Origin of the sequence: Streptomyces griseorubiginosus, assembly GCF_001514195.1 — a bacterium.
Lineage (GTDB): Bacteria > Actinomycetota > Actinomycetes > Streptomycetales > Streptomycetaceae > Streptomyces > Streptomyces griseorubiginosus.
In genome coordinates this window covers 259,291-280,645 of sequence record NZ_KQ948740.1, presented here as the reverse complement: position 1 = coordinate 280,645, position 21,355 = coordinate 259,291, and the positions used below count along the sequence as shown (strand labels likewise).

Below are 21,355 nucleotides of genomic sequence, written 5' to 3'. Positions count from 1 at the left end.
CCGCCCATGACGAGCCCCGCGTTCCGGCCCACCCATGTCGTCCCCGGCCCCGGCATGCCCGCCTGGGAGGTCCCCGACCCGGCCCGCCCCACCGTCCCCCTGGACCCGCTGCTGCCCGTGCAGCTGCTGGAACGGCGCGGCGACTGGGCGTACGTCCTGTGCGCCAACGGCTGGGCGGCCTGGGTCGACGGCCGCCTCCTGATCGCCGTACCGCAGGACCCGCCCGCCCCCGAGGGCCCGCTCACGCGTGCCGCCGACCCCCGCCCCCTGCTGTCCCGCGCCTCCGACGCCCTCGCCCGCTACCGGGCCGCCGTCGAGGAGCTGGCCGGCGGCGGGCTGGACGGGGAGGCGTTCCGCGGGCGCACCCGGGGGCTGCGGATCGGGGTGATCGTCGACGGGGAGGACGTGTGGCTGTACGACGCCGCACACGGGCGGTGGGTGTACGCGGAGGGCACCCGGCTCAGCACCTACGCCACCGACGAGGGGCCGCAGGCGGGCGGTCACGCCCCGACCGAGGTGGTGCAGGCCGACGGAAACCCCCCGACCGAGGTGGCGCAGCCCGGCGGGCACCCTCCGACGCAGGTCGTGACGCGCGATGGCCCGTGAGACCAGCCTCTTCTCGGGCCGTCCCTCCGAACTGGTCGGCCGACAGGTCGCGAGCTACCGGATCGAGCAGGAGATCGGCCGGGGCGGTATGGCCGTCGTCTACCGGGCCCGGGACCTGCGCCTGGACCGCACGGTGGCGCTGAAACTGCTGGCCCCCGAGCTCGCCCGCAACGACACCTTCCGCAACCGCTTCAGCCACGAGTCCCGGGTGGCGGCCGCGATCGACCACCCGCACATCGTGCCCGTCTTCGAGGCGGGCGAGACGGACGGCGTGCTGTACATCGCCATGCGGTACGTCGCCGGCAGCGACCTGCGTCATCTCCTGGACCGTCAGGGCCCGTTGGCGCTTCCCACCGCGCTGCGGATCGCCGCCCAGGTCGCCTCCGCGCTCGACGCGGCCCATGAGCACGGGCTCGTCCACCGGGATGTGAAGCCCGGCAACATCCTGGTCGCACGCGGCACCGACAGCGACCATCCCGAGCACACCTACCTCACCGACTTCGGCCTCACGAAGAAGTCCCTGTCGCTGACCGGGTTCACGACGGTCGGCCAGTTCGTCGGCACGCTCGACTACGTGGCCCCCGAGCAGATCTCCGGCCGCCCGGTCGACGGCCGCTGCGACGTCTACGGGTTCGCCTGCGTGGTCCACGAGACCCTCACCGGCCACCCGCCCTTCCGCCGCGACGACGACATGGCCCTGCTGTGGGCCCACCAGTACGACGAACCCCCGGCGATCTCCCGGTCCCGCCCCGGCCTCCCCACCGGCCTCGACGACGTCTTCGCCAGAGCCCTGGCCAAGACGCCGGCCGACCGCCACGACTCCTGCCTCTCCTTCGTCGCGGCCCTCCGTTCGGCGGCGACGGGCGACCACGGGCCCTCTGCGGCCGCCGCGCGGGTCGCGTACGCGGAGGCCGCCGTGCGGGTCGCGCAGGCGGAGGAGACACGGCCGAAGCCACCGCCCCACTGGGCCCGGCCGGTGGTCAGGGAGCGGTAGTCAGCCCTGGCCAAGGCCGTTCAGCGGCACCCGGCGGGCTCGTAGCGTGCGGTGGCTGATGCGCCAGACCCCGGTGCCGACCCGGACCACGGTGTCCTCGTAGGTCACCGACCCGCACGAGCCGTTCGCCATGACGCCCAGCCCCTTGGAACGCGCGCGGACCCGGTCGGGGGCGACCTCCTCGACCACCACGTTCGTCACGTGGTGCGCCACCGGGTTCCCCGCGCCCAGCACCAGGGCCGCCTCCCGCAGCGCGGCCAGGCCGGACAGCTCTCCCTGGCCGAAGTCGGACAGGTCGTAGCCGACGTCCTCGGTGAAGACCTCGTCCAGCCGGTCCAGTTCCCCGGCGTCCACCAGGTGTCCGTGCAGGGCGATCAACTCGGTGACGGCAAGGCGGTCCTCGAGTGTCAGCGCCATGTGTCCGTCCCTTCCTCGACTGAGCGCACCTTCCCACCTCCCGCCTCATCCGGTGCCCTGTTTGATCTCCCCTTTGCGGCGGACCGGTCGGGCCGGCAGCGCGCCCAGGAAGCCGGTGACCAGGCCCCACAGGGCCCCCAGGCCGACCGCGGTCCAGAGTTCCGGCTTCAGGAACAGCTGTCCGCCCAGGCCGCCGCCGAGGTCGCCGATGCCGAGGACCGACAGGCCGAACCGCGCGGAGATCCGGCACAGCAGGCAGATCATCAGGACGGTGAGGGCCAGGGCGACCGCCAGATGCACGGCGTGACGCCAGGCGGGGACGCGGGCGGGGGAGCGGGCCGCCATCAGGAAGGCGACCGCGAGCAGCAGGACCGCGTCGAGCACCAGGAGCCACCAGACCCGGCCGTCGTGTGCGGCGAGGGTGTGGAGATTGAGCGCCTGGGTGTCCTTGGACCGCAGCACCTCGTCCAGCACGTGCGGCATGGGCAGTCCGAAGGGCCCCTGCACCTTGCCGTTCCAGGTGGCGCCGAGACCGAGCGTCAGCGTGAGCCAGACCAGGTTCGGCATACCGAGCAGGATCACCGCGAAGGTCTCCGGCACATGGCCCCGCGTCGCGGCCACGACCAGGGCGACGAGGGTGCCGAGGACGACGTACGCGAGCAGCAGGATCACCATGGCGTGCGCCGCCGGCCGCACCGACTCCTGGAACGGCAGCAGCCGGCCGGGCAGGGGAGCCCGGCGCGACACCAGCAGTGCCAGGACCAGCACCCCGGCCAGCCACAGCAGGCCGAAGAACAGGGTCGGCGGCACGTCGGTCGTGAAGCCGACCTCGGGCGAGACCCCGAACAGATCGCCCAGGTCACCCAGCGTGTCGTCGCCGAGGGAGAGCTTGAACTTCTGCCGGGCCGTCAACGCCAGTACGACGAGTGCCACCAGCCACAGCACGGCGATCCTGGCGGCCCACCCGGCCAGTTCCCGGCCGCCGGCGACCGCGCGGTGCCGCAGCGGCCGCAGGAAACCCGCGCCGAGCACCAGGGCTCCGGTGAGGGTGACGGAGAGCGGGATCACGGTCAGTCCGGCCTTGCTGTCCGCGAGCCCTCCCGCGCTGCCGGACAGCTTCACGGTGCCGCCGACGGCCGTGACCACGGTCGCCATGACGACCCGCGGGAACGCCCCGTCCGGGAGATCCGCCGCGCCGGCCCCCCACAGCCCCAGCGCGGCCACCAGCACCATCGCGGCCAACGCGCTCAGCACCGCGGTGACGGCCTGCACCCAGCCGTGCCGAGCGACGACTGCCTGGTCGGAGGGGAAGAGGGGGCTCACCCCGCCACGCTAAGCAGCCCCGCGACCGCCCGCCTGCCGGGAGGGCCGTCCGCGTCCGCTTGCGGGCGGCGACGGACCGGTGCAGACAATAGGTATGTCGCGGAGAAATGCGGCTGAATCGGGGCATTGGATCACGCGCCGCAGGAGTCCCGCGCCGGGAAGAAGAGCTCGTGAGCGTCGAACCGCCGTCGTCGGGCCGCCCCACCGGGCCGCCCTCGGGCCCGCTGTCGGGTCCCTCGCAGCCGCCTTCGGGCCCGCCGTCACAGCCGCCTTCGGGCCCGCCCTCGCAGCCTCCGGGCGGTGGCGGAGGAACCTCCGCACCCGAGCCGCGCCGCCCCTGGTGGGGATCGGCACCCCGGGTCGCCCTGATCGCGGCCGCGGTGGTCGCCGCCGTGGTCCTCGCGGTGGTCTTCACCCGCTCCGGCGGGGGTTCCGGCACGGCCGCCGGCAAGGGCGAGATCTTCCTCCAGGCCGCCGGAAAGACCGGTCCCGAGCCGTTCACCGAGTCGACCGCGAAGGACAGCTCGATCCCGCCCGTCACCGCCTCCCCGGCCGGCTCGTCCGAGCAGGCGAACGCCGTCCGCGGCGTGGACGGCTCCGCCCCTGGTCTCTACGGCGGCACCCGCAACGTCTCCAGCTGCGACGTCGAGAAGCAGGTCAGGGCCCTCCAGGCGGACCCCGCCAAGAACGGTGCCTTCGCCGCGGTCGCCGGTGTACGGCCCTCCGAGGTCCCGGCGTTCCTGCGCGGGCTCACCCCCGTCCAGCTGCGCATGGACACCCGCGTCACCAACCACGGCTACCGCGACGGCGCCGCCACCAGCTACCAGGCCGTCCTCCAGGCCGGCACCGCCGTCCTCGTCGACGACCGCGGAGTGCCCCGCACCCGCTGCGCCTGCGGGAACCCGCTGACCCCGCCGATCGCCCAGCAGACCGCGCCGAGGACCACCGGCGACACCTGGTCGTCGTACCGCCCCTCGAACGTGGTCGTGGTCGCGCCCTCGACGACGGTCATCAACGTCTTCGTGATCTACGACGCCGACCACCACGACTGGATCGGCAGGCACCGCGGCGACACCGGTCACAAGGACCACAAGACGGAACCGCCGGTACGGCCCTCGCCCTCGGTGACCGTGACGACGCCGACCCCGCCGACGAGCCCCGGCACCTCGACCTCGCCGTCCTCCCCGCTGCCGTGTGTCTCCCTGTCGCCCGGCGTCGGCGGAACCCCGTCCGCGCCGCCCTCCGGATCCGCGAGCCCGTGCCCGCCGAGTTCCAGCGCCCCGTCCTCGTCAGCCCCGTCCTCGTCACCGCCGAGCCCGCCGTCCTTGCAGCCGCCCAGCAGTGCGTCCTCAGGAGAGCAGCCCCTCGCACCCGACTCCTCGGCACCGGAGTCCCCGGTGGTGTGACGCGTCTCCAAGACTGCGCCGCGTGGCTCGGGGTACGAGCACTGGTGCAGCAGCGTCCGGCCAGTCCGGCATCCGAGAGAGAAACGCATGATCGATCACCTGGACGGGGCAGTGATACCGACTGGTTTCGACGTGCCCGTCGAGCCGCTACGACAGGCGGCGCACTACACGGGCGAGCCGGGATGCATCGCCGAGGCCCGCGCCTTCGCCGCGGACTTCCTCGGCCGGCTCAGGACCGAGTGGTGCGCGGCCATCGACGACCGTGTGCAGGAGGAGGTGCTCCTCGTGGTGAGCGAACTCGTCACCAACGCCGACCGGCACAGCAACGGGCCGTACATCCTCGAACTGGAGGGCACCGACAGCGCGGTCGTCGTCACGGTCTACGACAGCAGCGCCGCCCTGCCGCGCCGGTTCCCCCGGGATCCCGAGCGGATCGGGCGGCACGGTCTGGAGATCGTGCACGTCCTCGCGCGGGAGGTGGCGGCGGAACGCGTACCGGTGGGCAAGCGGGTCCGCGCCGTGCTCGGCCTCGGCGAGAAGAACTGACGCTCGGCGAGAAGAGAAGAACTGACGCTCGGCGAGCAGAACTGACGAAAGACACTGAGCGGAGAACTGACAGAGCGGGTGCCGTCCGTGGACGGCACCCGCTTCGCGTGTTCTCGTCAGGCGCAGCCCAGCTCGCCCAGCATGCCCTCGCGCAGCCGCGTGATGATCCGCTTGATCAGCCGGGACACGTGCATCTGGGAGCAGCCGAGCCGCTCACCGATCTCCGACTGGGTCGCCTCCTCCACGAACCGCATGTGGATGATCTCCCGGTCGCGGTCGCTCAGCTCGGCCATCAGGGGGGCCAGCGACTGGAAGTCCTCGACGAGCCGCAGCCCGTCCTCCTCCACGCCGATGAAGTCGGCCAGCACCGATTCGCCGCCCTCGGGTCCGTCACCCGTGAGGGCCGCGTCCAGGGAGGAGGAGTTGTAGCCGTTCGAGGCGATCTGCGCCTCGACGACCTCCTTCTCGGAGATGTTCATCAGGGTGGCGAGTTCGGCCACGGACGGGTCCCGGTCCAGGCGGCTCGCGAGTTCCTCGCGCGCCTTGGCCAGCTCGACACGCAGCTCCTGGAGGCGCCGGGGGACGTGCACCGCCCAGGTGGTGTCACGGAAGAACCGCTTGATCTCGCCGACGATGTAGGGCAGCGCGAACGACGTGAACTCGACCTCGCGCGACACCTCGAACCGGTCGATGGCCTTGATCAGGCCGATCATGCCGGTCTGGACGATGTCCTCCATGTCGTCCCCGCGGCCCCGGAACCGGCCGGCCGCGAACCGCACGAGGGACATGTTCATCTCGATGAGGGTGTTGCGCGCGTACTGGTACTCGTGCGTGCCCTCCTCGAGTTCCGTGAGGCGCTGGAAGAACTGGCGGGACAGCTCCCGCGCGTCCCGCGGGGCCACGGCCCGCGGTTCCTGGACTCCCGGCAGCGGTGTCCCACCCGTCCTGGTCCCGCTTGCGTGCCCGGCGACCTCTGTCTCCGGGCGGTTCACGGCGGTGACGGCGGTATGCATTGCCTCTCCCACGAAAGTCACGGCTCGACGTCTGCCTCTTCGGCCTTGGTTGTCTCGGGTGCTGAAAGCGATCAGCGGCCTCCCGGGTACCCGGAACGCGCCGACCTATGCATCGCCGCTTCACCGGCTTCACGAAATCTACCCACAGCTCCCTCGGCCTGCGCCTACCCGGGGAGTCACCACGCATGCCCGCTGGGTTCGGAGGCGGCGCAAAATCGCTGGTCGCGGCTGGGGTGATGGGTGATCGAGGCCGTGACGGCGGGCTGTCGAGCAGCCGTTCCGGAACCACGTGGCCGGATCTCGACGCTCGGGACGGCGCCGACGGGCCGTGTCCACTCAGGGCGGAACGCCGCCCCCTTCCCCTCGTCGCCGCGCCACCTAGGCTGATCAGGTGAGCAACGAAGCGCCGAACCAAGCCCGCGTCATCCCCCTGCGCCCGCACCCCGCGCGCCCGGGGACCGCCCGCCCGGTGTCCGAACGCCCCGCCCCGGCACCGCCGCGTCCGACCGCCCCCGCGGACCCCGTCCCGAGCCGGGCCAGGGAACCCCTGTGGCGCGACCTCGTCGGGGACGTCCTGCGTCGTGAGCGCCTCGCCCAGGAGCGCACGCTCAAGGACGTCGCCGACGCGGCCCGGATCTCGATGCCCTACCTCTCCGAGGTGGAGCGCGGCCGCAAGGAGGCCTCCTCCGAGGTCCTCGCGGCCGCCGCCCACGCCCTGGGCCTCGGCCTCGGCGATCTGCTCTCCCTCGCCCAGGGCGAGCTCACCCGGCGCTCCGCCCGCACCCGGCGCACGGTACCGGGAGCGTCGTACGACGGGATGTGCCTGGCGGCCTGACGCACCTGGCGGCCTGACGCCGCAGCCGGCGCCTCAGACCCCCACGAGGCGCCGGCTCACCACCTCGTCGGCCAGCCCGTACGCCACCGCCTCCTCGGCCGTGAACACCTTGTCGCGGTCCATGTCGGCGCGCAGGGTCGCGACGTCGTGGTGGGTGTGCCGGGCCAGCACCTCCTCCACCTGGGAGCGGATGCGGACCATCTCCTTGGCCTGGAGGGCGAGGTCGGAGATCGAGCCGCGGTTGCCGCCGGAGGCGGGCTGGCCGAGCAGCACACGCGCGTGCTCCAGCACCAGCCGGCGCCCGGGATCCCCGCCGGCCAGCAGGACGGCCGCCGTGGAGGCCGCCTGCCCCACGCAGAGCGTGGAGATCGGCGCCTGCACATAGGTCATGGTGTCGTAGATCGCCATCAGTGAAGTGAACGATCCGCCGGGCGAGTTGATGTAGATCGCGATCTCGCTCTCCGGAGCCGACGCCTCCAGGTGCAGCAGCTGTGCGATCACCACGTTGGCCACGCCGTCGTCGATCTCGGTGCCGAGGAAGATGATCCGCTCGGACAGCAGGCGGCTGAACACGTCGGAGGAGCGCTCGCCGTGCGCGGTCCGCTCGACGACGTACGGAATCGTGTAGTTCGCCATGGTCACAGTCCCATCCGTCGCCTGGAGGCGGTCGGGCGGACGTCCGCGAGGGACTCCAGGACCCGGTCCACCATGCCGTACTGCCTGGCCTCCTCGGCCGTGAACCAGCGGTCGCGGTCGCCGTCCCGGGCGATCGTCTCCGGGCTCTGGCCCGTGTTCTCGGCGAGCAGCCGCTCCATCGTCCGCTTGCTGTGGTCCAGGTTCTCCGCCTGGATCTCGATGTCGGCGGTGGTGCCGCCGATGCCCGCCGAGCCCTGGTGCATCATGATCCGCGCGTGCGGCAGGGCGTACCGCTTGCCGGGTGCGCCGGCGCAGAGCAGGAACTGGCCCATGCTCGCGGCGAACCCCATGGCGAGCGTCGACACGTCGTTGGGGATGAGCCGCATCGTGTCGTAGATGGCGAGCCCGGCGTACACCGAGCCGCCGGGGCTGTTGATGTACAGGCTGATGTCGGTGCGCGGGTCCTCGGCGGACAGGATCAGCAGCTGGGAGCAGACCCGGTTCGCGGAGACCTCGTCGACCTGGGTGCCCAGCAGCACGATGCGCTGGGCGAGCAGCTGGGTCGCCAGGTGGTCGTCGAAGCGGGTGGGAGGGGTGTCCCCCTCCTCGGCCCGGATGGTGGTCATGGGCGGTCCTCGGGGTCGTAGGGATGCCGTCGGATCCACTGTTGACCTGGGACGTCGCCCCGATGCGGTTTCTCTGCCCGGAGCAGATCCGCCACGGGCAGAGCGCGGGCCCCGGCGCGTGCCCCGGGGGAGCGCTCAGTCCTTCTCGCGCAGTTGCCGGAAGAACGCCCGGATGTCCTCCACCAGCAGGTCGGGCTCCTCCATCGCCGCGAAGTGCCCGCCCCGGCCGAGCTCGGTCCAGCGCACGATGTTCTCCGTGCGCTCCGCCTTGTGCCGCAGCGGGATCTGGAGCTCCGCGGGGAACAGGGCGAGGGCGGTGGGCGCGGTCGACGGCGCGGTGGGCCGGGCCGCGCTCTCGCCCGTGGCGTGTGCCCGCTCGTAGTAGATCCGGGCGGCCGAGGCGGCGGTCCCGGTCAGCCAGTACAGCATCACGTTGGTCAGCAGGCGGTCCCGGTCCACGGCCTCCTCGGGCAGCTCTGCCGAGTCCGTCCACGCCTGGAACTTCTCGACGATCCAGGCGAGTTGGCCGACCGGGGAGTCGGTGAGCGCGTAACCGACGGTCTGCGGCCGGGTCGAGTTCAGCACGGCGTACCCGGTGCCCTCGCTCGACCAGTCCCGCCACCGGCGCCACGACTCCAGGGTCCGCTCCCGCTCGCCGGGTTCCAGCGCGGCGAGCTCCTCCTCGGTCGGTTCCCGGGTCGCCTGCGCGCCCGGCAGCAGATTGAGGTGGACGCCGACGACCCGCCCGGGGTGGGCCCGGCCCAGCTCCCGGGAGATCGCGGCGCCCCAGTCCCCGCCCTGTGCGCCGAACCGCTCGTAGCCGAGCCGGGTCATCAGCTCGGCCCAGGCTCCCGCGATCCGGCCCGCCTCCCAACCGGTGTCCGCGGGCGGCCCGGACAGTCCGAAGCCGGGGATGCTCGGCACGACGACATGGAAGGCGTCGGCCGGGTCGCCGCCGTGCGCCGCCGGATCGGTCAGGGGGCCCACCACGTCCAGGAACTCGACGATCGAGCCCGGCCAGCCGTGCGTGAGGATCAGCGCGGTGGCGTCCGGCTCGGGGGAGCGGACATGGGCGAAGTGGACGGTCGTCCCGTCGATGACGGTGGTGAACTGCGGCCACGCGTTGAGCTCGGCCTCGGCCGCGCGCCAGTCGTAGGAGTGCCGCCAGTGGTGCGCGAGTTCGCGCAGATAGGCGGCCGGGACGCCGTACGCCCAGCCGGTGGCCGAGAGATCGTCCGGCCAGCGGGTGCGGTCGAGCCGTGCGTGGAGGTCGTCGAGGTCGCGCTGCGGAATGTCGACACGGAACGGCGTGATGCTGTCGGTTGACGTCATACGGGGATGCTAGGTCGCACCGGTGTATGGGCCACCTGGATTAACCGGCCCTCCGACCGATGAGTTCCGCGCCGAGGATCGGTCCACAGAGATGACCGCACCACGACGCTTCAGGAGGAACCCATGGCGAGCAGGCCTTTCACCACATGTCTCTGGTTCGACGGCCAGGCCGAGGAGGCCGCGCACTTCTACGTCTCGGTCTTCAAGGACGCCACCGTCGGGCGCGTCACCCACTACCCCGAGGGCGCGATGCAGCCCGCCGGGACCGTCCTGACGGTCGACTTCACGGCCAACGGGCAGAATTTCGTCGCCCTCAACGGCGGACCGCAGTTCACGTTCACCGAAGCCGTCTCCTTCCAGATCTTCTGCGCGGACCAGGAGGAGATCGACTACTACTGGGCCAAGCTCACCGAGAACGGCGGCGAGCCCGGCCCCTGCGGCTGGCTCAAGGACCGCTACGGGCTGTCGTGGCAGGTCGTGCCCGAAGGGCTGGCCGACATGGTGGGCGACCCGGACCCGGAGAAGGCGGCCCGTGTCACCAAGGCGTTCATGGCGATGGGCAAGTTCGACCTCGCCGCCCTGGAGAAGGCGTACGCGGGCGAGTGAGCGTCAGCCGGCGGGTGTCCGGCCGACCACCCGGGTGATCTCCCGGGCGATCCGCAGGATGCCGGGGGAGCGGACCGGGCACGGCCGGGGCGTGGACGTCGTCGGTGCCAGGCAGAAGTGCAGGTAGTCCTTGTCCAGGTGGAGGGCGGTCCGGTCGCGCTCCGGCTGGGTGCAGTAGACCGGGTGCTCCTTCTCGTACGCGGTGCAGGGCAGGTACTGCACCCAGGACCAGCGGGCCCCGGCGGGCGCCACGGTGGCCCCCGCGTCGGCCACCGCGTCACCCGAGGCGGCCGCCTGCTCCTCGTACAGCTCGTTCACGCGCCGGACCCGGTCGGGGGTGATCGGGTCCGGGCCCTGCGCCACCCATACGATCCGCGGCCGGTGCCGCCCGCCCGCCGCGGCGATCTGGTCGGTCAGTCTCCGCAGGTCCGCCCGGTACCTGCGGAAGTACCTCTGCGGTGCGCCGGCATGACTGATGCCGTCCATGCACCAGGTGTAGCCCCACGCGTTGCCCCAGAACTGCATCACCACGTAGTCCGGGTGCAGCGCCCGGACCAGCGCGGCCGCCTTGTCCCGGTCGGGCACCAGCGACTTCTTCCCGGTGCCCTCCAGGTAGTCGCACAGGGTCGTGCCCGAGTAGGGCGCGCTCGTGTACGTCGCCCGCAGCTCGCGGCGCAGCTCCTGCCCGAGCACCCGCTGGGCCTCCATGGCGAGGGAGTCGCCGAGATAGAGCACGCGCGGGGCGACGACCTCGGGGGCGGCGCTCGGCGAGGCCTGGGAGCGCTGGTGCGTCGTGGCCGCGCGCGGGACGTCCGGGGTCGGCGGGGCCTTCTCCGGCCCGTCCGAGGGGTCGCTGCACGCGCCGAGCAGCAGCACTCCGGCCAGCACCGCCACGATCCACGGTCTGCGCATGTGCGACTGCCGTACCGCCACGATCCACGGTCTGCGCATGTGCGACTCCCGCCCCGGTCGCCGAGAAACGGTTCCCCAGGCAAGCACAGCCGCGGGCAAGGGGGAAGACGCCCGGGCCGGTTCAGTCGGCGCCCTCGCCGGGCTCCTCCAGGAACTCCAGCAGGTCGGTCAGCGGAAGCGGCTTGGTCAGATGGGCGTCGAACCCGGCCGCCCTGGACAGCGCCCGGTCCGTGCCCCGGCTGAAGCCGGAGACCGCGATCAGACGCGGTCGGCCGCCGTCGGGCCGGGCCCGCATCCGGCGGGCGACCGTGTAGCCGTCGATGTCCGGCAGTCCCAGATCGCACAGCACCACGTCGAAGGACCCGCTCTCCGTCGCGGCGAGCGCGTCCGCACCGGTGTGCACGGTCGTCACCCGGTGGCCCTGCCGCTCCAGCAGGGTGTGATACGTCGCGGCCAGGTCCGCGTTGTCCTCCACGATCAGCACGGACAGCAGCGGGGACACCGGCCGGGCCGCGGGCCGGGGCGGACGCGGGACCGCCGAGGCGAGGACCGGCAGCGCCACCGTGAACGTCGCCCCCTTGCCGGGCCCGTCGCTGTGCGCGCCGATGCGGCCCTGGTGGAGCTCCACGACGGTCCGGGCGACGGCGAGCCCGAGACCCAGGCCCTCCGGGGTGTCGGGACCGGCGGGGGCCGCCCGCATGAACACCCCGAACAGCTCCTCGGCCTGACCGGGCTCGAACCCGATGCCGTCGTCGCGCACGGTCAGCCGCGCCTCGCCGCCCCCGGCCACCAGCTCCACCTCGGTGAGCCCGCCCGGCCGGGTGTACTTGAGCGCGTTCGAAAGCAGGTTCGTCAGCACCTGCGCGAGCCGCAGCCGGTCGCCGTCCACGAGCAGCGGCGCCCCGGGCAGCCGTACGTCGAGCGTGCGGCCGTCGTGCGCGAACAGACCACGGATGTCCGCGCAGGCCCCTTCGACGACCGAGCGCACGTCCACCGGCTCCCGCACCAGCTCCAGGCGCCCGGTCACCGCCCGCGTGCCGTCCAGCAGGTCGTTGCTCATCCGCGCCAGCGTGCCGAGCTGCCGCTCCAGTACGGCCAGAGCCGGATGCCCCTCCGGCATGTCCAGGGCGAGGAGTTCGGTGGCGGCGGTCGCGGCCGCGAGGGGGTTGCGCAGCTCGTGCGAGAGCGTGGCGATGAACCGGTCCTTGGCCCGCTGCTCCTCCCGGAGGCGACGCCCCGCCGCGTCCAGCTCGGCGTTGGCCCGGCTCAGCTGTTCGTTCACCTCGCGGATCTCCCGCGCACGGACGAACAGATCGATCTCCATGCCCTCCGCGCGCATCTGCGCGTCGGCGGCCGCCCGCCGCTGCTCCCGCCCCACCCGCCGCAGATGCACGAACTCCGTGACGTCCTCGACCCGGTGCACGACATGGGTCACCCGCCCCTCGTCGTCCAGGACCGGCGCGTTGACCGGGCTCCAGTACCGCTCGGCGAAGACCCCTTCCTCGGCCGTCGGGATGTCGTACCGCTGAAGGGCCATCGTGTCCGTACGACCGCTCGCCACGACCGTCTCCAGAGAGCGCCGCAGATTGGCCACGCCGTCGGCGGTGGGGTCCTCGGGGTTGTCCGGGAACACCTCGAACACCGGCCGCCCCACGATGGATCGGTCGGTGCGGGTGGCCGTCAGATAGGCGCGGTTGGCCTCGACGATGACGAAGTCGGGGGTGAGGACCAGCAGCGGGGAGAGCAGGGAGTCGAACAGGCGCCGGAAGTCCGGGGCGTCGGGCATGGGCGGCCCTCCTGGCCGGGGGACGTCAGGGGTCGAGGCGGTAGCCGTAGCCGCGGAGCGTGGTGATCCGTGGTGCGGGGGCGGGGAGTGCGCCGAGTTTGCCGCGCAGCCGGTACACGTGCTCGACGACGGTCGCGGGCTGCTGCCAGGACGCGCCCCAGATCCGCTCCAGGAGCTGGTCCGCGGAGAAGACCCGGCCGGGGGCCCCGGCCAGCAGCTCCAGCAGGGCGAACTCCTTGGGGCGCAGCGCGAGCGGGATGCCGTCCACGGAGGCCTGTCGTGCGGCCGTGTCGATCGTCAGCGCGCCGGCCCGGACCACCGTCGGCGCGTCCGGGGGCTGCGAGCGGCGCAGCACGGCGTGGATCCGGGCCACCAGCTCCCGCTGCGAGAACGGCTTGACCAGGTAGTCGTCGGCGCCGATCTCAAGGCCCGCGACCCGGTCCGCCTCCGCGCCGCGGCCCGAGACGACGATCACCGGAAGCCGGCTGGTGGAGCGCAGCGCCCGCAGCAGTTCCAGTCCGCTGCCGTCGGGAAGGCCCAGGTCCAGGACGGCCAGGTCCACGCCGCTCTCGTGGAGCACGGACTTGCCTGCGCGGGCGTCCATGGCCCAGGTGACGGTGAATCCGGCCCGCTCCAGATAGGAACGGCACATCAGTGCGAAGTCGGGGTCGTCCTCGATCAGGGCGAGGTGCGGGCGCATTCCCCATCACCTGGCCCGCCCGGCACCCGCCCGTTGTGTCGCTGATGAGCGGGCGTTGATGCCCAGACCATGTGGCGAAGGTAGAACAGGAGACACCACGGTTCAAGGGGGGAGCCGTCCGGGGGAGTTCCGGCGCGGACACGTGCGGTGCGGGGATGTCGGCACCTGCGCACGCGTCCGCGCCGGAGCATGGGCCCCGGCCCGGACGACGGTCACGACAGCTCGGGACAGGGCCCGGCCGCCACCCGGGAGGCGGCGACCGGGCCCTGACTCACACCCGGTCGGCCGCGATGAGCAGGTACTGGAAGCTGCCGTTGCGGTAGGCGGTCAGGAAGGTCTCCTCGATGCCGGTGACCAGGTGGTCTGCCTCCTTGCGCAGCTCCCAGTAGGGCATGGCCGCCTCGGTGAGGTCCTCCACGTGCACCGGCACCAGCCGGTTGCGGGCCAGCGCGCGGAAGTACGCCGAGCGCGGGTGGATGTCGCAGATGTAGTGGGCGTTGATGAGCGAGACCTCGCGGGACGCCCTGCCGTAGGTGTCGTTGTAGCAGCCGGTGATGACCACGTAGCGTCCCCCGCGGCGCAGCAGCCGCGCGTGCTCGGCGAACAGCAGGTCCAGTTCGACGTACATCGTGGACTCGTTGTTCCAGGACGCCGCGTAGGCCCCGGAGGCGAGCCCGGTGTCGAGCATGTTGCGGTGGTGGTAGCGCACCCGGTCGTCGATGCCCCGCTTGCGGGCCTGCGCGTTCGCGAACTCGGCCTGCTTTTCGGAGATGGTGACCCCGTCGGCCTGGCAGCCGTAGCGCAGATGGGCCACGACGCTTCCCCCGCCGCGCCCGCACCCGGCGTCGAAGACCCGGTCCTCGGGAACGAGCGGTCCGAGCCGGGCGGCGAGGAGTTCGGCCTGGGTGTGTTCGAGACGGTGCAGTTCGGCGGTGATGCGCTCACGCCGCCGTACCGGATCCGGTTCCTCGAGGACGGCACGGTCCGCCTCCCCGAGGCCGTAGTGGTGGTGGTAGAGGTCGTCGAGCCTGCCGAGTTCCAGGTTGACCGGGTTCTCCTCGGCGTTCCAGTAGTCCGCGACCCGGTTCTGGTACGTCGACTGGGTCGGCACCTGGGCGGCCCTGGTGCCTGCGTGGGGGGCGATGGTCAACGGTGACTCCTCGTGCTGGTCGTTCTGACGTTCCGTCATGCGGTGGCCCGTCACCAGTAGTTGGGCAGGTGGTAGCGGTGGCTGTTGGTGGCGTGCCACTCGTGGTTCCCGGCCACCCAGTCGGACAGGCTCCGGGTGTAGCGCTCCACCAGCGGTGAGCCGGCGGACAGCAGGGCGGACTGCTCGTCGAAGGCGGCCATGATCCGGTTGTGGATCTCGACGGACTTGAGGTAGGCGGCCTTGAGCCCGCGCTTGTCGTTGGCGGCGACCACCTGGGGCAGGTTGAGGTGGGTGGGGTCGCTCGCCAGTTCCTTGGTGAAGGAGTAGAGGTCGTTGACGATCGTGGTGGCGTTGCAGGCCAGTGCCGTGACCCGCTGGATCTCGGGACGGGCGTAGAGCGCCTCGGGCAGTTCGTAGCCGTCGACGGCGTCCACGATCGACAGACAGGGCCGGAAGTTGTTGAACTGCCGCATCACCAGGTACTCCCAGACCCGCGGCACGTGCCGGGTCTCCGCCCAGGCGGCCTCGGCCAGGTAGCCGAGGTGCAGCCGGGCGATGTCGTGCACGAACCGGTCGGTCTGGCTCGGGGTGGCGAGCGCGGCGTAGTCCCTCAGGGCGAAGTGGTAGGAGCGCAGCGGGCCGTCGGCCTGGACGCCCTCGCGCCACTCCTCCTCCAGCTCGGGGACGCCGTGGTACGGGTCGATCGCCGACTGGGCCATGATCAGCCGTCCGCCCAGGCCCCGGCGGGCGCCGCCGCGCCCCTCGTCCTCCTCGCAGTAGCAGGAGTCGACGACGTTCTCGGCGAGCAGCAGCTCCCCGGCGACCGTGAGCCGGTCGAGGTCGGCCGCCTCGGGGTGCTGGAGGACCACGGCCCGGCCGAACTGGAACCCCGAGAAGTCCCCCTTCCAGGCTTCCGGGAACAGGTCCAGGCGCCGCGCCCAGGCCTCCAGCCTGCGGTCGACCTCCGCGGCCTTCACGGGGTCGGCGGGGGCGACCTGCCGGTACCTCAGGCCCGGGATCGCCCCGCCGCGCCGGGGCGTGCGCAGACGGCTCGCGATGTCGGGGGGACCGGGCAGGGACCGGGAGCTCGTCGCGGTCACTCGGCCGTCCGGCCGATCTGGGCGTTCTCCAGGATCCCCACCGCGTCGGGGACGAGGATGGCCATCGAGTAGTACGCGGTGACGAGGTAGCTGATGATCGAGTTGGCGCCGATGCCCATGAACCGCACGTTCAGGCCCGGTTGGTACTCCTCCGGGATGCCCGTCTGGTAGAGCCCGACGGCACCCTGGTCGCCCTCCCCGGTGCGCAGCGCGATGATGCTGCTGGTGTGCTGCCCGCTGACCGGGATCTTGTTGCACGGGAAGATCGGCACCCCGCGCCAGGCGGGGATCTCGTGCCCCTCGACGCTCGCCGTGCCCGGCACAAGGCCGCGCCGGTTGCACTGCCGGAAGAACGCCGCGATCGCCTTCGGATGGGCCAGGAACAGCTTGGTCTTGCGGCGCATCGCGAGCAGTTCGTCCATGTCGTCCGGGGTGGGCGGGCCCGTGAAGGTGCTGATGCGCTGGCCGTGGTCGGCGTTGTGCAGCAGCCCGAACTCCCGGTTGTTGACCAGCTCCCACTCCTGGCGTTCCCGGATCTCCTCGATGGTCAGGCGGAGTTGCTGCTCGGTCTGGTCCATCGGGTGGTTGTAGAGGTCGGCGACCCGGGTGTGCACCCGCAGCACGGTCTGGGTCAGCGACAACTCGTACTCGCGCGGGGAGAGTTCGTAGTCGACGTAGCCGCCGCCGATCGTCGGCTCCCCGACGTGGCCCGCCTGCACGGGGACGTCGGCCTCGCCCTTGCGGTTCATCGGCAGGCTCTGCCGGCGCGCGTAGGCCTCCAGATGGGCGGCGAGGGAGGGCACCCGACCGGTGAACTCCGTGACCACGGACCACGGCAGCACCAGCACGGTGGCGGCGGTCTCGGCCCGGACCGAGCTCAGCCACAGCGGGTCCGGCTGCCCGATGGCCTCGTCGCCCAGCTGCGCGCCGTCGGTGACGACACCGACGATCTCCTCCTCGCCGTACTTGCCCTCCGTGAAGCGGGTGAAGCGGCCGTGCACGACGAGGAAGGCCTCCGTGACCGGCTGCCCCGCCTCGACGAGGACCTGGCCGGCGCGGACCTCCCGGACGTGGAAACGGGTCGCGACCTCCTTCAGCACCTCGAGGTCGGAGTAGCCCCGCAGGGCCGGGAGCTCGGTGAGCGTGCGGGGGATGACCCGGATGTCGTCGGCGCCGTTCTGCTCGAACTCCACCCGGCCCCGGCCCACCTTGAGCTGGAGGCGCCGGTTCACCCGGTAGGTGCCGCCCTTCACGTCCACCCACGGCAGCATGCGCAGCAGCCAGCGGGAGCTGATGGCCTGCATCTGGGGTTCGGTCTTGGTGGTGGTGGCGAGCTGCCGGGCGGCCTGGGTGCCGAGGCTGGTCGGTTCGGCTCGGGCCGGGGGCTCCGGTTCGTCGACGGCGGCGCCGGTGGCGCTGTCCGGTGTGGACACGTTCCCTCCTGGGAGGTGAGTGGGCTGGCCGTACGCAGGACAAGCCAAACAGCCGCAGTGCCTGTCGATCAGGGCGTGAAGAGGGCGGCTTCACGACAGGGAAGGTGTAAACCTGCCTGGTGAGGCAGTCGGCACACCATGAGTGCCCGCGCGCTCCTCGGGACTGCCCGTGCACCGGGGACCCCGCTTCGAGGGGCGCTCCGCACGGGGGACCCCGCATCTAGGGGCACTCGGCACTGGGGACCCCGCTTCGACGCGCGCTCGGGCCGACCGGTGGCTAGCGTGAGGAAACGGACCTGCCACCGATTCGGGAAGGCCGCGATCATGGCCGTACGACCTGAGGGAACCCCCTGCTGGGCCGATGCGATGTTCGGCGACGTCGAGGGGGCCAAGAGCTTCTACGGAGACGTCCTCGGCTGGACCTTCGGCGAGTCGTCGTCGGAGTACGGCAACTACACCCAGGCCTACGCCGCGGGGAAGGCCGTGGCCGCCGTCGTCCCGCCCATGCCCGGTCAGGAGGGGCAGTCGCAGTGGTGCCTGTACCTCGCCTCGCCGGACGCGGCCGCGACCGCCGCCAGGATCCGTGAGCACGGCGGCGAGGTGCTGATGGAGCCCATGCAGGTGGGCGACTTCGGCACGATGTGCCTGGGCCGCGACCCGGGCGGGGTCGTCTTCGGGGTGTGGCAGGCGGGGGTCCACGAGGGGTTCGAGGCCCCGCCCGAGCAGCCCGGGGCGTTCTGCTGGGCCGAGGTCTACACCCGCGAGCCCGGGAAGTCCGACGCGTTCTTCCCGGCGGTGTTCGGCTACACCGCCAAGCAGATGGAGGGCGAGGCCATGGACTTCCGGATGTTCAACGTCGGCGACGACACCGTCCTCGGCCGCATGAAGATGGGCGAGGAGTTCCCGCCCGAGGTCCCCGCCTACATCAACGTCTACTTCACCGTCGACGACTGCGACGGTGCCGTCGCCCGCGCCACCGGGCACGGGGGCGTCCTGCGGTTCGGCCCGATGGACACCCCGTTCGGCCGCTTCGCGGCGCTCAGCGACCCGCAGGGCGCGAGCTTCTCGGTCATCGACGTGACGAGGACGCAGGGCGAGATTCCCCAGATCTCGGACGTGCCCTAGCCGACCTGTGCCGTAGCCGACCTGTGCGTGGCCGCTTGATCGGTACGTGGGACGTCGGACATCGGACATCGGACGTCGGCCGCTGTCGTCGCGGCGGGGGCCGTCGTCCGCTCATGGCATGATCGGGCGCATGCGTGAACGACTGGTGGCCGCGTGCGACGGGGCTTCGAAGGGAAATCCGGGACCCGCGGCCTGGGCCTGGGTGCTTGCCGACGCGAGCGAGACCCCGGACCGCTGGGAGGCAGGGCCGCTCGGCAAGACCACCAACAACGTCGCCGAACTGACCGCGCTGGAGCGGCTGTTGGCCGCGACCGACCCGGACGTGCCGCTGGAGATCCGGATGGACTCCCAGTACGCCATGAAGGCCGTCACCACCTGGCTGCCCGGCTGGAAGCGCAACGGCTGGAAGACCTCGGCGGGCAAGCCGGTCGCCAACCAGGACCTCGTGGTCCGCATCGACGAACTGCTCGACGGCCGTACGGTCGAGTTCCGCTACGTCCCCGCCCACCAGGTCGACGGGGACCCGCTCAACGACTTCGCCGACCGCGCGGCCAGCCAGGCGGCCATCGTCCAGGAGCCGGCGAGCAGCGCCCTCGGCTCCCCGGAGCCGCCGCCGTCGCCGGACACCCCGAAAGCCGACCGCCCCGCCCGGGCCAAGTCGCCCAGGCGGAGCGGTGGTTCGTCCTCAGGTACGTCCGGTTCGTCCTCCCGCACGATCAAGGCCAAGTTCCCCGGCCGGTGCCTGTGCGGACGCTCCTACGCGGCGGGCGAGCCCATCGCCAAGAACGCCCAGGGCTGGGGGCACCCGGAGTGCCGTACGGAAGGCGCCGGTTAGCCCGCGGCGGTCAGATCACCGCCCCGCGCCACTCACCGGTCTCCCGGCCGCGCTCCTCGATGAACGTCTTGAAGCGCTCCAGGTCACCCTTGGTCTGCCGCTTCACGAACCCGAGCTTGTCGCCGACCTTCTCGGTGATGCTGTCCGGGTGGAAGTCCATCTGGAGCATCACCTTGGTGTGACCCTCGTCGAGGCGGTGGAAGGTGACCGCACCGGCCTGCTTGGCCTCACCGGCGATCGTGGTCCACGCGACCCGCTCGTCCGGGATCTGCTCGGTGATCTCCGCGTCGAACTCCCGGTGCACCCCGTTGACGTTGGTCACCCAGTGCGTGAGCGTGTCGGTCCGCTGCTCGATGCGCTCGACCCCGCTCATGAACTCGGGGAAGGTCTCGAACTGTGTCCACTGGTTGTAGGCGGTGTGCACCGGCACGCCGACCTCGATGGATTCCTCGACCTGCGACACGGGTGAATCCCTCCTTCGTCCTCTCGGTGTGTACGGCGCGGGTACCGCACGCTCCGCGGGGCAAACCGGAGCAAGGCCACTCTTATTCGGTGTCGAAGGTGTAGTGGCTCCTGTGGTCCAGCAGGTCGGCGGGCCGCACGTCGTTCCACGGCCGCATGGTCTCGTCGAGGTCGACGACATCCGGGGTGCCCGCGGCGGGCAGGTACGGGGAGTCCGGATGGCGCCGCTGCCACTGGGCCCACAGCTTGTCCACGTACGCGTGGTGCAGCCAGAACACCGGGTCGTTAGGGGAGACGCCGGTGGCCATCTGCCCGCCGACCCACACATGGACCCGGTTGTGCAGATTGACCCCGCGCCAGCCCTCCAGATGGTTGCGGAACCCGTCCGAGGCACTGTTCCAGGGCGCCATGTCGTATGTCGGCATCGACAGCACGGAGTCCACCTCGGCCCGGGTCGGCAACTCCCGCACCCCGGCCCCGAGGGCACGGCGGAGATACGTACGGCCGTCGACCCGCACGGTGATCGGCCAGTTGCCGCTGTCCGCGGCGAACGGGCCGTCCATCACCCGCCCGTCCCGGCTGCGCCCGGTGCCGCCGAGGAAGTCGGGCGCCCACAGCGAGGCACGCGTCGAGCGGTCGCTGCTCCAGTCCCAGTAGGGGAGCGCGACCGAGGCGTCGACGGACTGGAGGGCTCGTTCGAAGTCGAGCAGGAATCTGCGGTGCCAGGGCAGGAAGGAGGGCGAACGGTGGCCCGTGCGAGCGCCGTTGTCGGTGTCGGCCATGATGAAGCCGTTGTGGGTGGTGACGAACGTGTCGTAGCGGCCGGAGCGCTTCAGCTCCAGGACTGCGGCGGTGAAACGCCGCTTCTCGTCGGCGGACAGGGTGGCCTGGTTCTTGCGGACGGTCATGTGTGCGGATGCTCCAAAGAGGCGTACAAGGCGGCCTGGAAGGCGGCCTGCAAAGCGGCGTACGAGGCGGTCAGTTGGCGGGGAACGGCAGCAGTCGTGCGCCCTGGAGCTCGTCCACGGCGGCCCGTGCGGCCGCCCGCGGGGTGGGCACCGGGTCGTAGTGGCTGACGACGCTGATCCAGGTGCCGTCGGCGTTCTGCATCAGGTGCAGTTCCACGCCGTCGACCGTGACGAGCCAGCCCCCGTGGTGACCGCCGGTGGCCCGGCCCCGTATCCGGCGCCCCCGGTAGACCTCGTCGAAGGCCTCGGGGGAACCGTGGTCGTGGCCCTCGGCGGACGCGCGCGGCGCGGCGACGGTCGCCGCGGCGAGGGCGGCCGTAACGGTGAGCGCGGTACGGCGGGTGAGTTCCGGCATGCGGTGTTCCTCCTGTGTTGACGGACTCCGCATGCCTATCGGCCCTGCCGAGAGCGGGAGAAATCGCTCGAGACGGGTTGGCTGCGATCCAGACAATTCCCTACATGTCGTACAGTGTTGAACAAAGATGATCTTGCTGTGGAGGGGGCTCTCCGGGACCCGGACGGAGGAATTCCTTCGCTCGCGGAC

At 71.8% G+C, this 21,355-nt stretch carries 23 protein-coding genes; 8 read left to right on the top strand and 15 right to left on the bottom strand.

Annotation, left to right across the window (positions count from 1 at the left end):
- Positions 1-6 precede the first annotated feature (6 nt).
- Both AQJ54_RS29305 and AQJ54_RS29300 read left to right on the top strand, forming a co-directional pair.
- The gene (locus AQJ54_RS29305; protein ID WP_062032096.1) at positions 7-606 is read left to right on the top strand and encodes an SH3 domain-containing protein; all 600 of its coding nucleotides are present in this window, start codon (positions 7-9) and stop codon (positions 604-606) included.
- A complete protein-coding gene (locus AQJ54_RS29300; RefSeq protein WP_062242215.1) occupies positions 596-1,600 on the top strand; it encodes a serine/threonine-protein kinase in 1,005 nt (334 codons plus the stop codon). Before AQJ54_RS29305 ends, AQJ54_RS29300 begins: the two co-directional genes overlap by 11 nt.
- On the opposite strand, the gene AQJ54_RS29295 is transcribed toward AQJ54_RS29300, so the two are convergent.
- On the bottom strand, positions 1,601-2,017 hold the full coding sequence (locus AQJ54_RS29295; protein ID WP_062032101.1) for a nuclear transport factor 2 family protein: 417 nt from the start codon (positions 2,015-2,017) through the stop codon (positions 1,601-1,603).
- 45 nt (positions 2,018-2,062) lie between these two features.
- The gene (locus tag AQJ54_RS29290) at positions 2,063-3,340 is read right to left on the bottom strand and encodes a streptophobe family protein (protein WP_062242213.1); all 1,278 of its coding nucleotides are present in this window, start codon (positions 3,338-3,340) and stop codon (positions 2,063-2,065) included.
- A 170-nt stretch (positions 3,341-3,510) separates the two neighbouring features.
- Between AQJ54_RS29290 and AQJ54_RS29285 the strand changes: the two genes are divergently transcribed.
- Together AQJ54_RS29285 and AQJ54_RS29280 are read left to right on the top strand one after the other, a co-directional pair.
- Positions 3,511-4,746 carry a DUF6777 domain-containing protein gene (locus AQJ54_RS29285; RefSeq protein WP_062242211.1) on the top strand — a complete coding sequence of 412 codons (1,236 nt, stop codon included), beginning with the start codon at positions 3,511-3,513 and terminating at the stop codon, positions 4,744-4,746.
- Between the two features lie 87 nt (positions 4,747-4,833).
- On the top strand, positions 4,834-5,292 hold the full coding sequence (locus AQJ54_RS29280) for an ATP-binding protein (RefSeq protein ID WP_062032109.1): 459 nt from the start codon (positions 4,834-4,836) through the stop codon (positions 5,290-5,292).
- A gap of 116 nt (positions 5,293-5,408) precedes the next feature.
- Here the strand turns inward: AQJ54_RS29280 and AQJ54_RS29275 are convergent, their stop codons facing one another.
- Entirely contained in the window at positions 5,409-6,305 is an 897-nt protein-coding gene (locus tag AQJ54_RS29275; RefSeq protein WP_028809808.1) for an RNA polymerase sigma factor SigF, read from the bottom strand.
- Between the two features lie 391 nt (positions 6,306-6,696).
- On the opposite strand from AQJ54_RS29275, the gene AQJ54_RS47430 reads away from it, so the two are divergent.
- The gene (locus AQJ54_RS47430) at positions 6,697-7,140 is read left to right on the top strand and encodes a helix-turn-helix domain-containing protein (RefSeq protein ID WP_062032112.1); all 444 of its coding nucleotides are present in this window, start codon (positions 6,697-6,699) and stop codon (positions 7,138-7,140) included.
- A 33-nt stretch (positions 7,141-7,173) separates the two neighbouring features.
- Here AQJ54_RS47430 and AQJ54_RS29265 read toward each other — a convergent pair whose 3' ends face one another.
- The 3 genes from AQJ54_RS29265 to AQJ54_RS29255 form a co-directional block, all read right to left on the bottom strand.
- Positions 7,174-7,776 carry a ClpP family protease gene (locus AQJ54_RS29265; RefSeq protein WP_062032280.1) on the bottom strand — a complete coding sequence of 201 codons (603 nt, stop codon included), beginning with the start codon at positions 7,774-7,776 and terminating at the stop codon, positions 7,174-7,176.
- Between the two features lie 2 nt (positions 7,777-7,778).
- Complete coding sequence (locus AQJ54_RS29260; RefSeq protein WP_062032114.1) at positions 7,779-8,402, bottom strand: ClpP family protease; 624 nt, start codon at positions 8,400-8,402, stop codon at positions 7,779-7,781.
- Positions 8,403-8,537: 135 nt separating this feature from the next.
- Positions 8,538-9,734 carry an epoxide hydrolase family protein gene (locus AQJ54_RS29255; protein WP_062032117.1) on the bottom strand — a complete coding sequence of 399 codons (1,197 nt, stop codon included), beginning with the start codon at positions 9,732-9,734 and terminating at the stop codon, positions 8,538-8,540.
- A 123-nt stretch (positions 9,735-9,857) separates the two neighbouring features.
- Between AQJ54_RS29255 and AQJ54_RS29250 the strand changes: the two genes are divergently transcribed.
- Positions 9,858-10,340 carry a VOC family protein gene (locus tag AQJ54_RS29250; RefSeq protein ID WP_062242209.1) on the top strand — a complete coding sequence of 161 codons (483 nt, stop codon included), beginning with the start codon at positions 9,858-9,860 and terminating at the stop codon, positions 10,338-10,340.
- A 3-nt stretch (positions 10,341-10,343) separates the two neighbouring features.
- On the opposite strand, the gene AQJ54_RS29245 is transcribed toward AQJ54_RS29250, so the two are convergent.
- From AQJ54_RS29245 to AQJ54_RS29220, 6 genes are all read right to left on the bottom strand, one after another.
- Positions 10,344-11,252 carry an SGNH/GDSL hydrolase family protein gene (locus AQJ54_RS29245; protein WP_062242439.1) on the bottom strand — a complete coding sequence of 303 codons (909 nt, stop codon included), beginning with the start codon at positions 11,250-11,252 and terminating at the stop codon, positions 10,344-10,346.
- Positions 11,253-11,373: 121 nt separating this feature from the next.
- Positions 11,374-13,038 carry a hybrid sensor histidine kinase/response regulator gene (locus AQJ54_RS29240; protein WP_062242207.1) on the bottom strand — a complete coding sequence of 555 codons (1,665 nt, stop codon included), beginning with the start codon at positions 13,036-13,038 and terminating at the stop codon, positions 11,374-11,376.
- A gap of 25 nt (positions 13,039-13,063) precedes the next feature.
- Positions 13,064-13,738, bottom strand: coding sequence for a response regulator transcription factor (locus AQJ54_RS29235; protein ID WP_062242205.1), 675 nt, complete (start codon positions 13,736-13,738; stop codon positions 13,064-13,066).
- A 271-nt stretch (positions 13,739-14,009) separates the two neighbouring features.
- On the bottom strand, positions 14,010-14,888 hold the full coding sequence (locus AQJ54_RS29230; protein ID WP_062242437.1) for a geranyl diphosphate 2-C-methyltransferase: 879 nt from the start codon (positions 14,886-14,888) through the stop codon (positions 14,010-14,012).
- Positions 14,889-14,938: 50 nt separating this feature from the next.
- Positions 14,939-15,988 (bottom strand): family 2 encapsulin nanocompartment cargo protein terpene cyclase, encoded by a 1,050-nt coding sequence (locus tag AQJ54_RS29225; protein WP_062242203.1) that lies wholly within the window; start codon positions 15,986-15,988, stop codon positions 14,939-14,941.
- A complete protein-coding gene (locus AQJ54_RS29220) occupies positions 15,985-17,421 on the bottom strand; it encodes a family 2B encapsulin nanocompartment shell protein (RefSeq protein WP_062242201.1) in 1,437 nt (478 codons plus the stop codon). The genes AQJ54_RS29225 and AQJ54_RS29220 overlap by 4 nt, the downstream gene beginning before the upstream one ends.
- A gap of 324 nt (positions 17,422-17,745) precedes the next feature.
- Here AQJ54_RS29220 and AQJ54_RS29215 point away from each other — a divergent pair, with 324 nt between their 5' ends.
- Together AQJ54_RS29215 and AQJ54_RS29210 are read left to right on the top strand one after the other, a co-directional pair.
- Entirely contained in the window at positions 17,746-18,546 is an 801-nt protein-coding gene (locus AQJ54_RS29215) for a VOC family protein (RefSeq protein ID WP_079070047.1), read from the top strand.
- Positions 18,547-18,664: 118 nt separating this feature from the next.
- Positions 18,665-19,381 (top strand): ribonuclease H family protein, encoded by a 717-nt coding sequence (locus AQJ54_RS29210; protein WP_062242199.1) that lies wholly within the window; start codon positions 18,665-18,667, stop codon positions 19,379-19,381.
- Positions 19,382-19,391: 10 nt separating this feature from the next.
- Here the strand turns inward: AQJ54_RS29210 and AQJ54_RS29205 are convergent, their stop codons facing one another.
- From AQJ54_RS29205 to melC1, 3 genes are all read right to left on the bottom strand, one after another.
- On the bottom strand, positions 19,392-19,844 hold the full coding sequence (locus AQJ54_RS29205) for an SRPBCC family protein (protein ID WP_062032140.1): 453 nt from the start codon (positions 19,842-19,844) through the stop codon (positions 19,392-19,394).
- Between the two features lie 82 nt (positions 19,845-19,926).
- A complete protein-coding gene (gene melC2 / locus AQJ54_RS29200) occupies positions 19,927-20,751 on the bottom strand; it encodes a tyrosinase MelC2 (protein ID WP_062242197.1) in 825 nt (274 codons plus the stop codon).
- Between the two features lie 70 nt (positions 20,752-20,821).
- Positions 20,822-21,166 carry an apotyrosinase chaperone MelC1 gene (gene melC1, locus AQJ54_RS29195; protein WP_062242195.1) on the bottom strand — a complete coding sequence of 115 codons (345 nt, stop codon included), beginning with the start codon at positions 21,164-21,166 and terminating at the stop codon, positions 20,822-20,824.
- Positions 21,167-21,355 lie beyond the last annotated feature (189 nt).